This is a genomic window from Bacillus paralicheniformis, assembly GCF_002993925.1.
GTDB classification, from domain to species: Bacteria; Bacillota; Bacilli; order Bacillales; family Bacillaceae; genus Bacillus; species Bacillus paralicheniformis.
In genome coordinates this window covers 2,857,845-2,871,820 of the sequence record NZ_CP023665.1, presented here as the reverse complement: position 1 = coordinate 2,871,820, position 13,976 = coordinate 2,857,845, and the positions used below count along the sequence as shown (strand labels likewise).

Genomic DNA, 13,976 nt, shown 5'->3' with positions numbered 1-13,976 from the left:
CGGTACAGAGAGATGTCTTTGTAGTAGCACACATCATGCTTCAAACATGACACTTGTCATGTTTCCTTCACCCGAATGGATAAGAAGATTGACAATGACATGATGGGCAAATCCGCATGATGATATGGTGAATAATGGAATCTGGAAAAACGCGATGATTGATTAGTTAAACAAAGTTCTTTTACAATGATGTGATAGATGTTCATTGTTTAGTCATTTCATAAGGGGAGAATTCATATGTCACGAATGGAAAATAAAACATTTAATTGTGAGAAGGAGCTGACGCTCAACATTATCGGCGGTAAGTGGAAAATGCTGATTTTGTGGTTTTTAGGAAAAGAAGGTACGAAAAGGTTCGGAGAATTAAAAGCTTTGATGCCCGGCATTACGCAAAGAATGCTGGTGAATCAGCTGCGTGAATTAGAAGAGGATCATATTGTACATAGGGAAGTATATCCGGTTGTTCCCCCAAAAGTTGAATATTCCCTAACGAAACAAGGAGAAAGTTTAATGCCTATATTAGAGGCGATGTATGAATGGGGTAAAAATTATATAGAAACGAACTTTTCAAAAGATGATGAATAGAATGGTTGACTTTAAGATACTGTTTTGGAGACAGTATCTTTTTCTATACCATATGAGGAAAAGTATAGTATGTAAAAAAAAAGTGCGTACTATTAATGGAATTTTCCCCTTGTTATACTCTTGATGTAACAAAATATGAAAAGAATAATCCGCGGAATTCTTAATTCAAACAGGAGTGATTGTAAGTGGAATTACAGTTAGCATTAGATTTAGTCAATATACCGGAAGCCATCGAAGTAGTAAAAGAAGTAGAAGAATACATTGATATTGTAGAAATCGGTACGCCGGTTGTGATAAATGAAGGACTCCGTGCAGTGAAAGAGATGAAAGCCGCTTTCCCGAATTTGAAAGTGCTGGCAGACCTTAAGATTATGGATGCGGCGGGGTATGAAGTGATGAAAGCATCAGAAGCAGGAGCCGACATCATCACCATTTTAGGGGCTGCTGAAGACATGTCTATTAAAGGCGCTGTAGAAGAGGCGAAAGCGCAAGGGAACAAAATCCTGGTGGATATGATTGGGATTAAAGACATCAAATCGCGTGCTAAGGAATTGGATGAGCTTGGTGTCGATTATATTTGTGTCCATACCGGTTATGACCTTCAAGCCATTGGCCAAAATTCATTTGAAGACTTAATGACGATTAAAAATGTTGTGAAAAACGCTAAAACGGCTATTGCAGGCGGAATTAAATTAGACACACTGCCCGAAGTCGTTAAATTAAAACCTGATTTGGTTATTGTCGGGGGCGGTATTGCAAATCAAGACGATAAAGCTGCGGCAGCCGCAAAAATGAAGCAGATGATCCAATAAACATGAAGACTTATGATTATGTAAAAGCGATCATCGCAGAGCTTGATCATGCAACGTCTCAAAATCAAGCGGAAGGTATAGAAGACTTAATATCCACTATCTTGTCTTCTGAAAAAGTGTTTGTTTCCGGTGCAGGCCGCTCCGGTTTAATGGGGAAATCATTTGCTATGCGATTAATGCACATGGGGATCAATGCGTTTGTAACAGGGGAAACCGTAACACCGGTATTTACCGAAAAAGACTTGCTTATCGTGGGCACGGGATCTGGGAAAACAGAAAGTTTGCTTCATATGGCGGAAAAGGCAAAAGATATCGGAGGCACTGTAGCAACAGTTACGATCTCTCCAGATTCGCCGATAGCTGAAATATCTGACCTGATACTGCAGCTGCCCGGCTCCCCAAAAGATCAAACGACAGGCAATAAACAGACGATACAACCGATGGGCTCGCTTTTTGAACAGACTCTTTTATTGTATTATGACGCTATCATATTGCGAATCATGGAAATGAAAGGGCTGAATACTCATAACATGTATGGAAATCATGCCAACCTTGAATAATAGAAAATCGCCATCCGTAATCTTGGATGGTGATTTTTTTGTATACAAATCTGTTTTTAATATATCATTTACATCTATATTATATTTTTAAAATGTGGATAACGTAAACTGGAGCAGGGACTAAATGGATATATGAAGAAAGGAGCTTATTATGCTTACAAGTTTTAGCTTGGTTGGGTTTATCCCTTTATTTGTTTTTATTATTTTCATCATATTCGTGTTGAGAAAGCTTGTCCCTTTTTTTAAGAAATAAGTAGAGTGTTGATAAAGAAGGAGGCGGTCTTCGTAATTTCCGCCTTAACCGCATTCGATTTCATTTGACTGGAAGACAAAAAAAGCGTTTTCTGATCATATTATTGTCATGTTTTGATGAACTATTATGTACATACTCATCTCCTAAAGAACGGGTGTCAACTAATTTTTAATAATACAGACCTTATATCTTCGATACTGATAAAGCAGATGAAAAGATTATCAATTGTTGAATATATTTTGGTTATGTGTTATGTTTTTATCAAGTTAACAGACATCATTTCTTGTTATTTTGCTAACGAAATTTAAAATGATCAAAAAGGGGATAAACAAATGCCATTACTACGTTTCGATCTAATAGAAGGCCGTGATGAACAAGCATTAAAAAAATTATTAGATACCGCACACGATGCGATGGTAGAAGCGTTTAACGTTCCGGAGAAAGACCGCTATCAAATTGTCCATCAGCATCCGGCGAATGAGCTTATTATCCAAGATACAGGCTTGGGATTGAATAGATCAAAGGATCTGGTTGTGATTAGCATCACCAGTAAAACAAGAACGGAAAGCCAAAAAGAGAAATTGTACGCTTTACTTGCTGAAAAGCTTGAAGCGGAATGCGGCATTTCACCTGAAGATGTCATGGTGTCCATCACAGAAAATGGAGATGCCGATTGGAGTTTCGGCCTCGGCGAGGCGCAGTTTTTAACTGGAAAGCTGTAAGCGGGCAAAAGGAATGTTGACAGGGACATCTGAATCCCTCCGGAAAAGCTTAAGCTGCTGACGAGACGTCAGCAGCTTTTTTTCTTTATATTTCTCCGGATTTTCGCTTATTTGCTCTTGGCCATTTGTGGTGCATCACATATTGAGTCATCGTGTTAAAAATAACCGCCCATTGGTTTTCGGTGAGCGTTCCAACGGTTTTTTCATTGTTGATTTTTAGACTTTTTCTTAAGTGTTTCATTTGACGCGGGGTAAAAATTCCGCGTAAAGCAACACAGAAAGGGGCTTGCGGCTCCTTTAGCGCATATTCGGCAAGCCCAAGAAACGCAATGTAATGTTTATGTGATAGAGGCGCGTCTTTTTTTCGTGTTATTCTGACCATTGCCGAGTCCACTTTTGGAGGGGGAGAAAAATGCTCTTTCGATATTTCTCTGACAATGCCAATATCAAACCACATTCTCCAAGCTAAAACATAGGAATTTTTAATGAATTTTGATGTGAAACGTTTAGCAGCCCCTTTTTCCATTACGATGATCCCTTTTTGAAATCCGCTTGCAGGATTGTTCAAGAGCATTTTCATGATGGGAGTTGTGATGGCATAGGGAATATTAGAGACCACCACAAACTTTTCTTTTGGTAAATGAATCTTCATGATATCTTGATGAATAATTTTCGTATTTGGATGCTGTGCTGTTTTACGTGTGAGTATAGCAACGAATTTAGAATCGTTTTCCACTGCCAATACCTTACCGGCTTTTTGACTTAGCATAGTTGTCAAAGCACCTTTTCCCGCTCCTAACTCTAAAACCGTATCGTCTATGCTAATATTTGCTCGATCCACAATTTCTTCAATTAATTTTTTATTATGCATCAAATGCTGTCCGGAAAAATTCGGATATTCCCCGCGGTTTAACTTTTTTCCTCTGTACTTATGATTTTTTTTCTTCATGTTTCCTCTTCCTCTCATCATAAAAAATCACAGGCGGTCTGCCTGTGATTCAGAGTAAAGGGAAGAGCCATCCTTTAAGGATGAATCCGCGGTATTTCCATAACCAAATAAGCCTTTCTCAGCCGTTAGAAAAAAGGATTAAACAAAAAAGAAAGGCAGAACGATCCGCCTTTCTACAAGTTACAAATTTTATATGCAAATTGAAGATTATTAAAAAAGGACAGACTGATCCCGTTTACTCTGCATACACAAACAGAGCCTTTGAACGTATTTAATTACTGGTTCAAAGTTGGGAAACGCAGTCTCATTGAGTGTGTCATTTTTTAATAATCCTCCTGAAAAGTTAAAGTTACGATCTCATTGTAGGGCATTCTTTGGAAAACGTCAACGGCTGGAATTTTCTTCTCCTTACGAATATCGCAGGGGTTAACCAGGCAGTGTTAAGAATAGGAGTCTGCTAACATTGAAATTATAGATGTGATTGTCTATAATTCAAAATACAAATCGTAATATTTATGATTTGTAAATAACTCATAGAAAAGTGGTGCAATAACATTGAATCAGTCATTCGCATTCTCACGGCATCGCAGACTGCGCTCAACACCGGGTATCCGGGATTTGGTAAGAGAAAATCGGCTTTCCGCTGACGATTTCATATATTCTCTGTTTGTCTAAGAGGAAAGGCGGTCAAAAACAACCCCTTTCTGCTTGTTAAAATGTTTCACATAATAAATATAAATGATATGCAGAGGAAATTTAGTTTTTATCAGACTTAGAAACAAAACAGCCGCTAAAAAAGATGAGGATCATGATGTACCGTTTATGGAGAGCAAAAAACAAATAAAGTTGATTTGTATTGATTAGATGAAGCGAAAGAGCATGATAATGGAATCAAAGAAATGAATTTAATTTACAGAGGGAAGTGAAAGCATGGATTTTGGAACGGTTATGAAGGAACTTGAAGCGCTGGGTACGGAAAATATGAAAAAAAGATACATAACGAATGGTGCACACGAACCGCTTTTTGGTGTGGCTACAGGCAAAATGAAGCCGCTTGCAAAGAAAATCAAGAAAAATCAACCTTTGGCGGAGCAGCTTTACGCTACCGGGAACTACGATGCCATGTATTTTGCCGGCATTATTGCTGACCCAATCACAATGACTGAAGCAGATTTTGAGCGGTGGATCGATGAGGCGTATTTCTATATGCTATCTGATTATGTTGTTGCAGTAACTTTGGCAGAAACCGATTTTGCACAGGCTGTTGCTGATAAATGGATCTCAAGCGGTGAAGAGCTTAAAATGTCGGCAGGCTGGAGCTGTTACTGCTGGCTTTTAGGTAATCGACCGGACGATGAATTTAATGTGACCAAAATTGCCGGTATGCTTGATCAGGTGGAACAGGCGATTCACGATTCTCCGGATCGAACAAAATCGGCTATGAATAACTTTATCTACACAGTCGCGATTTCATATTTGCCGCTTCATGAAAAGGCGGTTGAAACCGCAAAAGCAGTAGGCTCGGTCGAACTTCGGCGGGACAAGAAAAAAAGCAGTATCCTGAACGCTTCCAAAAATATTCAAATGGATATTGATAAAGGCCGCCTTGGTTTCAAACGGAAATATGTAAGATGTTAGTACAGTCTGCAGTGAAATTTCTAAAAATAAATAGGGAGTGGAACATGGAAGATAACGTTTTTGAACAGATGGCAAAACGATATGATTCAGAAGAAAGAATTGAATTAGCAAAAGTGATCGTGAATGAAGTAAGACAGGAATTGAGAAATAGTCAATCAAAATCTTTAATCGACTATGGGAGCGGTACGGGTCTCATTAGTTTAGAATTATCAGATTTAGTACATTCTATTTTGTTGGTCGATTCATCAAAACAAATGCTGGAGGTGGCAAAAGCTAAAATTTCTCGCAAAGGAATCGCCAACGCAAAAGTGCTTTATTCAGATTTTATCCAAGAAACTCCTGAACTGAAGGCAGACATCGTTTTAATGTCACTCGTCCTTCTTCATATTCCGAATACGAATAAAATTTTACAAGAATTGTTCGGTGTTTTAAATAATGGCGGAAAGCTCTTAATTATTGATTTTGACCAAAACGATAAAATTCAACATCCGAAAGTTCACAGCGGTTTTTCGCACGAAGAATTGAAAAAAAGATTATCCGATGTTGGATTTAAATCAACTGAAATGAAGACATTCTATCACGGCCATCGTATTTTTATGAATCAAGCTGCCTCAATGTTTATATCTAGCAGCATAAAGTGATTTCTTGTTTTTTGAAAAGAAATAGCGGAAGCCGGAAAACGATCCGGCTTTTTCTGCTTTCTATTTCTTCAAATAAGGAAGAAAGGGCCGGCGATGACTTCTTTTTCTCTGCCGTCCAGGGTGTTCGTTTTTTTAAGCTCTGTGCCTGAGCTGGATAGTGTCAATGGCGTTCTCCGATCCAGAGAACCTCGATGAGCGAAATTTCGTGTACTACTAGAATTTATCCGTTTCCTGAGCGAAAAAGAAGTGAGCGGTTTTAAACTTAAACAATAAAGCTATTAATAGAGATGATATACGAAAACGAAATATCATGCTCGGGTTAGGAGATTTTCAAAAAGCCCTTGATTTCGATTCAAGGGACTTTAAATGTGAGGCGATTTCTTCAATAAAGTCGGATTTCAATCTTGGTCTATCAAAAAACAGGAATCGTCACTTTTAATGATGAACTAGAGCTTATTAATAATGACAGTTAATTTATAATTAACATGTCTGTTTAAGTTGATCAAAAACTGATCTAATGATTCATTGGATGGGAATTTGCATTCCAGGAGATAACAGCCGTCTCCGCTGATTTTATAATTGTTGATGACATATTCATCTTGTGTTTTGATAAAGGATAAATAGGATTGATGATGTGTACTTTTGGTATAGATATTGAGCATCGCGTGAACAGTATAACCCATCTTTTTTTCATTTACTTTAATTGTATACCCCTCAATCACTCCGTTATCTTCTAATTTTGCGACCCTGGCGGCAGCTGCTTGTCCTGTCAAATGGACTTTTCCGCCCAGATCTTTCATCGTAATTCGGCTGTTTTTAGACAGTTCCTCCAAGATCTGCATATCCGTTTGATCTAACATAGCATTCAAATCCTTTCAAAAATCAAGTTAATCGGCAAAAAAGAGTGATTGATTCTATGCATTCTCGTCAATGAGTGACATTGTAAACTATACGGAGATAAAAGAAAAAGAGATGTGTCTCATGAACGGTTCTCATACTCAGTTCGACTGGAACTTCAAGATTAACACTCCAACTATTATGGGGGCATCCCTTCAGGCAATGAGCAACCTTCTGGCGGCATGTCCGAGTCGCCCGTTGAGGAGGCCGGCGGCGAGGTGGCCATAAGTGGGTAGGGACGCATCAAGAGGATCTTCCAAAGCGGATCACCACTTCAGCGTAATTTCGGCGCCTGCGAAATCACCTCACTAACCGAGAGAGGTTTATCTCAAAGTGTGTCATCGAGCAATTGATGCCTTTTTTATTGTCATTACACTCCATTTAAAAGAGTTTTTTAAGCTTATTTTTATATATAATATACGGTCTTTCCAAAACAAGTCAAACGGTCAAAAGATCAAAACGGCGAACACTTAAAAAGGCGGCTAAGCCCTAAAACCTTGACCAGGCAAAATATCAAGCAATGGCTTGGTCTCTTTTTTCATGAAAACAATAAATTTGAAGCCGACATGATAGCGGCGCCTGGCTGCTCCTTACCACTTCTCATTTAAAACAGTGGCCTATTGATCAATAACAATCGGCAATTATAGAGTGATCTACTCGTTTACTCTCCAGAAACCCACCAAGAAAAACAACAGCTTTTCTCTTGTGAATTGATATATGAGAGGGCTCATGATAAGCGTATTCGTACATAGATGAATTAAAGCATATACAAAATCCCCTGTTGAACTTGCTTCATTTAATCATTATCTTTATCCAAAATTCAGGCTATATTTAAGCTTGCTTTGCATCCATGAATACATTCTTTCAAAATTCAAGTCAAACGGCCAAAAGACTTGATTTAATCCATGTATTTGATAATTGAGTGTAGGTAAACTATAGGTATATCAAAGAAAAGGAGTTTTACACATGAACATTCAACAAATTCGTAATGCCACGCTTATTGTCGAATATGCAGGCAAAAAGTTTTTAATAGACCCAATGTTGGCTGAAAAAGGTGCTTATCCTCCATTCCCAAATGCGCCAAGGCAAGATCAAAACAACCCTTTAGTTGAATTGCCAACGTCTGTCGACAATATTATCAATAAGATTGATGCTGTTATTGTTACTCATTTACATTATGACCACTGGGATGAAGCTGCTAAAGAGGTATTGCCGAAAGATATCAAGTTGTTCTCCCAAAATGAAGAAGATGCAACAGAAATACGAAATGCCGGCTTTAAAAATGTCGAGGTTTTAACAAAAGATACGGTCTTTGAAGGTATTCACTTAATCAAAACCAAAGGTGAACACGGAAGAGGAGAAGTTTTAAAACTTGCAGGACTTGTATGCGGCGTAGTGTTCAAACACGAAAGCGAGAAAACGTTATATGTAGCCGGAGATACCGTATGGTATGAGGGGGTTCAGGAAGAAATTGATACACATCAACCTGAAATCATTGTCGTAAACGGCGGAGATAATCAATTCTATGAAGGCGGTTCGCTTATCATGGGTAAAGAAGATATCTATGAAACGCATAAGGCTGCCCCAAATGCAAAAATTATCGTGAGCCACATGGAAGCTGTCAACCATTGGGGATTATCCAAAGAAGAATTAAAATCCTTTATTCATGAAAAAGGAATCTCTTCTCATGTTTTAGTACCTGAAGATGGCGAATCATACTCATTTTAAATTCAAACAGAGAAATATTTAAATGAAGGAGACGAGCATTCATGATGTCCATTGAAAATAATAAAGAATTGGTTCGTCGTTACTTTGAAATAATTGAACAAGAAAAGTATGAGGAATTGAAAGACTTTTGCCATAAGGACTTTGTATTCTATCCGCAATTAGATACACCGTTTCCGGGTGTAGAGGGTTTAATTGAATCAGAAAAGAAAAATTTTGATGCTTTCCCAGGTTTCAAAATGCCAATTCAAGCGATGGTAGCTGAAGGAGACCTAGTAGCCGTTTATTTTATATTTGAAGGTAAGCACACAGGTATCCCATTTGCTGGAGTTCCTGCAACGGGAAAAAACGTTAAATTCTCTCTTATGATGTTGTTACGTATTGTTAACGGTAAAATTATTGAGCATAGATCTCATGTGGATGTGCATGATATTCTCCGTCAGCTTAGCGGTAATGCTTAATATAAAGTACAGTAAAACTTTTTCTTATCTTTTTTCTTAGAAGACTCCTTTTTTAAGGGGCTTCTTTTATATATCGATGTCAACTAAAAGGAGTGTTTGTTGTGAAAACAAATGTTAAGATTGCTTGGAAGAATGGTGTCAATGGGAACGGTTCCCTTAAAACAGAATTCCTGAATACAAACATTGCGATTCCTGCTGAATTCGGCGGTAGTGGAAATGGAGCCTCTCCCAAAGAAATTCTTGTAGCATCTGCAACAGCTTGTTTTACATCTGTTCTTATCTCTATGATCGAATCAAGGGATCTTCCTGTCATTGATGTGGCGGTTGATTCTGAAGGGCTTAACTCTGAAGATGAATTTAAAATCATTCATCACCCTCGTTTCGTTTTATCCGGGAATAAGACAGAAGAACAAATTCAAACAGCAAACCGCCTATTTGCAATGGCTGATAAAGGATGCGCCATTGGGAATTTGCTGAAAAAAGCTGGTGTCAAAATTGAGATTCAAGGAGAAATCTTAGCGAAATAAATCGAATCATGGTTTCGATAGATAACAAGTTTTAAAGGATCGCTTATTATACTTCCCTTTCTTTACAGGAGCCTAAAATTTGATTTATCTTCATTAGTTCAGTATATTATACACATAGGGGTATGTGTATTGGGCGGGTGATATTCCAGTAGAATAGGCTGTTTTGTACAAAAAGTCATCACAGGCTGGATTCTTAACGAATATGACAGAAATGCAGGACAGTTCATATATCCGCATAGTAACGGTTTCGCGAAACTGTTGATAAAAATGATATGCTATCATCAAAATGGGAGGTAATCTGATGGAATACGATGATCAATTAAAAAATAGGATTAAACGAGTTGAGGGTCAAGTTCGAGGGATATTAAAAATGATGGATGAAGGAAAAGAGTGTAAAGAGCTCGTAAGCCAAATGTCAGCGGTTCGTTCTGCATTAGATCGCGCCATTGGTGTTGTTGTAAGCAGCAACTTGGAGAAATGCGTTCGCCTTCAAATCGAAAGAGGAGAAGATACCGAAGACCTCATTCAAGAAGCCGTTAATTTATTGGTTAAAAGCAGATAATGTTTAGATGGCTGTTGTTTATGATACAGCCTCTATATACCCCTGGTTAAAAGAAAAATTTTTTGCTGTTTTTATACCCTCTAGGGTATAAAAAAGCTGACTTATATTTTTTTAGTTTATTATATACCCATGCGGGTATAGGTATATAAAATAGGAGAGTTGATCAATGTCAGACCAAAAAGAAAAAACGACCATTGTTTTATTTAGCGGTGACTTAGATAAGGCGATTGCCGCTTTTATTATTGCAAATGGCGCCGCTGCTTACGATCATGAGGTAACAATTTTTCATACATTTTGGGGCCTTAACGCTTTAAGAAAAGATGAACCGGTGCCGGTAAAGAAAGGGCCGCTTGAAAAAGCATTCGGTTTTATGATGCCCCGGGGTTCAAAGAAATTCGGATTATCTAAAATGAATTTTGCCGGTATCGGGCCTAAAATGATCAAACATGTCATGAAAAAGCACGGCGTATTATCTTTGCCTCAGCTGATTGAAATGGCCCAAGAACAAGGAGTAAAGCTTGTTGCCTGTACAATGACAATGGACTTGTTAGGCTTGCAAAAAGAAGAACTTATCGATGGTATTGATTATGCAGGAGTTGCCGCATATCTCGGGGATGCCAACGAAGCAAAAGTGAATTTATTTATATAACGGTCTCCAAATTAAACGGTGCTTTAAGGAATATGGTTGCCGGAGCGATCAAATGGAACCGTGATACAGAAAATGAGTATGGAGGGATGATTGATGAACATCAAATCTGACCGCGTGTTAGATGCAAAGGGGCTTGCTTGTCCAATGCCCGTTGTAAAAACGAAAAAGGCCATCAATGAGTTAGAACCGGGGCAGGTAATTGAAGTGCATGCTACTGATAAAGGGTCTCTTGCTGATATACAGGCATGGGCAAAAGGAAGCGGCCACCAGTATCTCGGGATGACAGAAGACGGAGATATATTAAAGCATTTTCTTCGTAAAGCAGGTCACTCGGAAATAAAGAAAGAAAAAACGTTTCCTTATGTGATTCAAAATGAAGAACTTCAAAAAAAGGTAGAGGCGGGAGAACGGATAACAGTCGTTGATGTTCGGGAACCTGCAGAATACCGTCTCGGCCATATTCCAGGAGCGATTTCAATCCCATTAGGTGAACTTGAAAAAAGAGCAAATGAACTGAATAGAGAAGGGAAAATGTACGTTGTTTGCCGTACAGGTAATAGAAGCGATCTGGCAGCTAAACAGCTTGCAGCTAACGGCTTTAAAGACGTTGAAAATGTGGTGCGGGGAATGGCAGAGTGGTCAGGGCCTATTGAAAAAGGATCAATAAATTGAACGGCTGCAAAAGTTGCGATCATTGCAACATGATGCCAATGAGATGCTAACATTCCAAGGAGGTTTAGAAGTGGACTTTACAATCATTTCACCAAAAGAAGTAACCGAAAAGCTATTAAGAAAAGAATCGTTTTTTATTTTAGACGTACGAAATAAAGATGCCTTTAGTGATTGGAAAATCGAGGGCAGCCGGGTTGAGCATTTAAATGTTCCGTATTTTGATTTAATTGATGGTGTAGATAAGATTGCAGGCCAAGTTCCTAAAGATCAAGATGTTTTAGTGGTTTGTGCCAAACAAGGGTCTTCAGAGATGGTTGCACAGCATTTAGTGGATGCCGGTTTTGAAAGAGTTTTTGCGCTTGAAGGCGGCATGAAGGCGTGGAGCGAATTTTTACATCCTGTAAAAATCGGAAACTTGAAAGAAGGAGGCTCGATCTATCAATTCGTAAGAATGGGGAAAGGCTGTTTATCCTATTTTATTGAGACTGACGGAGAAGCAATGGTAGTGGACCCTGCTCGTACTGTAGACGCATATATAGATTTTGCAAAAGAGAGAAACGTTACAATTAAACATGTGGTCGATACACATTTACATGCGGATCATATTTCTGGCGCACGTTTACTGCGTGAGCGTACAGGAGCCGCATACTACCTGCCGCCAAAAGATGCAGAGGAAGTGCGATTTTCGCATGAATCGTTAATTGAAGGTCATGATGTTTCGATAGGAAACACAAGCATGAAAGTGGAGCCTATCTACTCACCGGGCCATACGATCGGAAGCACATCTTTAATTGTTGATAATCACTATTTGTTAACAGGAGATATTTTATTTGTTGAATCAATCGGCCGGCCAGACTTGGCTGGAAAAGCCGGGGACTGGGCAGAGGATTTACGTAACACGTTGCATGAAAAATACAAACAAATATCAGGTGACTTGATTGTTCTTCCAGCTCACTTTTCGACAGTCAGTGAATTAGGCGATCAAGGGCAGGTTCAAGCTAAGCTGAGTGATGTATATAAAAAGAATGCCGGTTTAAATCTGTATGAAAATGAGTTCAGACGTGCTGTATCAGAAAACCTGCCGCCACAGCCAAATGCCTATCGGGAAATTCGGCAAACCAACATGGGCAGAATAATGCCGGATGCTGACAGACAAAGTGAGATGGAAATTGGACCAAACCGTTGTGCGGTTCATGGATGAATATAGATTTGAAGATAGGGAGAGATAAAACATGAAATCAGATAAAGTCATAGATGCTAAAGGATTCGCGTGCCCGATGCCAATTGTGAAAACAAAAAAAGCGATGGATGAATTGCAATCCGGAGAAGTGTTAGAAGTACATGCCACTGATAAAGGGGCAAAAAGTGATCTGACAGCATGGGCGAAGTCAGGCGGTCATGAGTTGCTTCAAGGTACTGAGGAAGATGGTGTACTAAAGTTTTGGCTTAAAAAAGGTTAAGGTGATAAAAGGGGGGACTATTCCCCTTTTTATTGAAGAAAAGGGGGAAAGCCGGTGGACATCTCTTTTATTCTTCTCATATTTTTCATCGGATTTGTTGGCTCTTTTATGTCCGGAATGCTTGGTGTCGGCGGGGCAATAATTAATTACCCTCTATTATTATATATTCCTGTGTTATTAGGGTTTACAGGTTTTAATGCTCACCAGGTTTCAGGTATTGTCGCAGCCCAGGTTTTTGTTGCAACATTTTCCGGTGTATGGGCTTACCGGAAAGACGGTTACTTAAATAAAGAACTGATCTCCATCATGGGATTAAGTATTTTGATCGGCAGTCTGATCGGTGGTTATGGGTCACATTTTTTCTCTGAAGACGCCATAAACCTGGTTTACGGATTATTGGCGATTATCGCTGCCATCATGATGTTTATTCCAAAGACAGGAACAGAAGCTCATCAAAGTGATCACGTTCGCTTTCCAAAGATATTAACCTCAATCATGACTTTTGCAGTCGGTTTGACTTCGGGCATAGTCGGTGCGGGCGGAGCTTTTCTGCTTGTTCCGCTCATGTTAGTCGTTTTAAAAATACCTACACGAATCACAATCGCAACATCGCTCGCAGTTACATTTATTTCATCGGTTGGAACAACAGCCACAAAGCTTATATTCGGACAGGTGCCCATTTTGCCGGCTTTGATTGTAATGGCTGCCAGTCTAATTGCATCCCCGATCGGTGTTTTCATTGGCAAGAAAATGAATGTCAAAGTTCTTCAAGGTATTTTGATATTCGTTATTTTGCTTACAACAGTGAAAATTTGGGTTGATATCTTCCGTATTTAAGGATTTCTGTATGATCCGTTTTGAAG

18 protein-coding genes are annotated in these 13,976 nt (G+C 38.9%); 16 read left to right on the top strand and 2 right to left on the bottom strand.

The window, feature by feature from the left end; all coding sequences use genetic code 11:
* The first annotated feature begins 237 nt into the window (after positions 1-237).
* From CP943_RS14680 to CP943_RS14665, 4 genes are all read left to right on the top strand, one after another.
* Positions 238-585, top strand: a complete 348-nt coding sequence (locus CP943_RS14680) for a winged helix-turn-helix transcriptional regulator (RefSeq protein WP_003183789.1) — start codon at positions 238-240, stop codon at positions 583-585.
* 185 nt (positions 586-770) lie between these two features.
* Positions 771-1,397 carry a 3-hexulose-6-phosphate synthase gene (gene hxlA, locus CP943_RS14675; protein ID WP_003183787.1) on the top strand — a complete coding sequence of 209 codons (627 nt, stop codon included), beginning with the start codon at positions 771-773 and terminating at the stop codon, positions 1,395-1,397.
* A 2-nt stretch (positions 1,398-1,399) separates the two neighbouring features.
* Complete coding sequence (hxlB, locus tag CP943_RS14670) at positions 1,400-1,957, top strand: 6-phospho-3-hexuloisomerase (RefSeq protein ID WP_023855326.1); 558 nt, start codon at positions 1,400-1,402, stop codon at positions 1,955-1,957.
* A gap of 585 nt (positions 1,958-2,542) precedes the next feature.
* Positions 2,543-2,932 (top strand): tautomerase family protein, encoded by a 390-nt coding sequence (locus CP943_RS14665; RefSeq protein WP_003183782.1) that lies wholly within the window; start codon positions 2,543-2,545, stop codon positions 2,930-2,932.
* Between the two features lie 85 nt (positions 2,933-3,017).
* Here CP943_RS14665 and erm read toward each other — a convergent pair whose 3' ends face one another.
* Positions 3,018-3,881, bottom strand: a complete 864-nt coding sequence (erm, locus tag CP943_RS14660) for a 23S ribosomal RNA methyltransferase Erm (protein WP_105981109.1) — start codon at positions 3,879-3,881, stop codon at positions 3,018-3,020.
* 555 nt (positions 3,882-4,436) lie between these two features.
* On the opposite strand from erm, the gene CP943_RS14645 reads away from it, so the two are divergent.
* From CP943_RS14645 to CP943_RS14635, 3 genes are all read left to right on the top strand, one after another.
* The gene (locus tag CP943_RS14645) at positions 4,437-4,556 is read left to right on the top strand and encodes a hypothetical protein (RefSeq protein WP_315897772.1); all 120 of its coding nucleotides are present in this window, start codon (positions 4,437-4,439) and stop codon (positions 4,554-4,556) included.
* A gap of 255 nt (positions 4,557-4,811) precedes the next feature.
* The gene (locus CP943_RS14640; protein ID WP_105981108.1) at positions 4,812-5,519 is read left to right on the top strand and encodes a DNA alkylation repair protein; all 708 of its coding nucleotides are present in this window, start codon (positions 4,812-4,814) and stop codon (positions 5,517-5,519) included.
* Positions 5,520-5,563: 44 nt separating this feature from the next.
* The gene (locus CP943_RS14635; protein WP_105981107.1) at positions 5,564-6,160 is read left to right on the top strand and encodes a class I SAM-dependent methyltransferase; all 597 of its coding nucleotides are present in this window, start codon (positions 5,564-5,566) and stop codon (positions 6,158-6,160) included.
* A gap of 446 nt (positions 6,161-6,606) precedes the next feature.
* On the opposite strand, the gene CP943_RS14630 is transcribed toward CP943_RS14635, so the two are convergent.
* On the bottom strand, positions 6,607-7,020 hold the full coding sequence (locus CP943_RS14630; RefSeq protein WP_105981106.1) for an Lrp/AsnC family transcriptional regulator: 414 nt from the start codon (positions 7,018-7,020) through the stop codon (positions 6,607-6,609).
* A 1,003-nt stretch (positions 7,021-8,023) separates the two neighbouring features.
* Between CP943_RS14630 and CP943_RS14625 the strand changes: the two genes are divergently transcribed.
* From CP943_RS14625 to CP943_RS14585, 9 genes are all read left to right on the top strand, one after another.
* Positions 8,024-8,785, top strand: a complete 762-nt coding sequence (locus CP943_RS14625; protein WP_023855300.1) for an MBL fold metallo-hydrolase — start codon at positions 8,024-8,026, stop codon at positions 8,783-8,785.
* Between the two features lie 41 nt (positions 8,786-8,826).
* Positions 8,827-9,243, top strand: coding sequence for an ester cyclase (locus CP943_RS14620; protein WP_039072876.1), 417 nt, complete (start codon positions 8,827-8,829; stop codon positions 9,241-9,243).
* A gap of 101 nt (positions 9,244-9,344) precedes the next feature.
* Positions 9,345-9,770, top strand: coding sequence for an OsmC family protein (locus tag CP943_RS14615; protein ID WP_158700705.1), 426 nt, complete (start codon positions 9,345-9,347; stop codon positions 9,768-9,770).
* 301 nt (positions 9,771-10,071) lie between these two features.
* The gene (locus CP943_RS14610; RefSeq protein ID WP_009327831.1) at positions 10,072-10,332 is read left to right on the top strand and encodes a metal-sensitive transcriptional regulator; all 261 of its coding nucleotides are present in this window, start codon (positions 10,072-10,074) and stop codon (positions 10,330-10,332) included.
* Positions 10,333-10,498: 166 nt separating this feature from the next.
* On the top strand, positions 10,499-10,981 hold the full coding sequence (locus CP943_RS14605) for a DsrE/DsrF/DrsH-like family protein (protein ID WP_020452325.1): 483 nt from the start codon (positions 10,499-10,501) through the stop codon (positions 10,979-10,981).
* 93 nt (positions 10,982-11,074) lie between these two features.
* Entirely contained in the window at positions 11,075-11,653 is a 579-nt protein-coding gene (locus CP943_RS14600; RefSeq protein WP_105981105.1) for a sulfurtransferase TusA family protein, read from the top strand.
* A 70-nt stretch (positions 11,654-11,723) separates the two neighbouring features.
* Positions 11,724-12,854 carry an MBL fold metallo-hydrolase gene (locus CP943_RS14595; protein ID WP_105981104.1) on the top strand — a complete coding sequence of 377 codons (1,131 nt, stop codon included), beginning with the start codon at positions 11,724-11,726 and terminating at the stop codon, positions 12,852-12,854.
* Between the two features lie 31 nt (positions 12,855-12,885).
* Positions 12,886-13,113 (top strand): sulfurtransferase TusA family protein, encoded by a 228-nt coding sequence (locus tag CP943_RS14590; RefSeq protein WP_023855297.1) that lies wholly within the window; start codon positions 12,886-12,888, stop codon positions 13,111-13,113.
* A 54-nt stretch (positions 13,114-13,167) separates the two neighbouring features.
* Complete coding sequence (locus CP943_RS14585; protein ID WP_023855296.1) at positions 13,168-13,950, top strand: sulfite exporter TauE/SafE family protein; 783 nt, start codon at positions 13,168-13,170, stop codon at positions 13,948-13,950.
* The last annotated feature ends 26 nt before the right edge of the window (positions 13,951-13,976 follow it).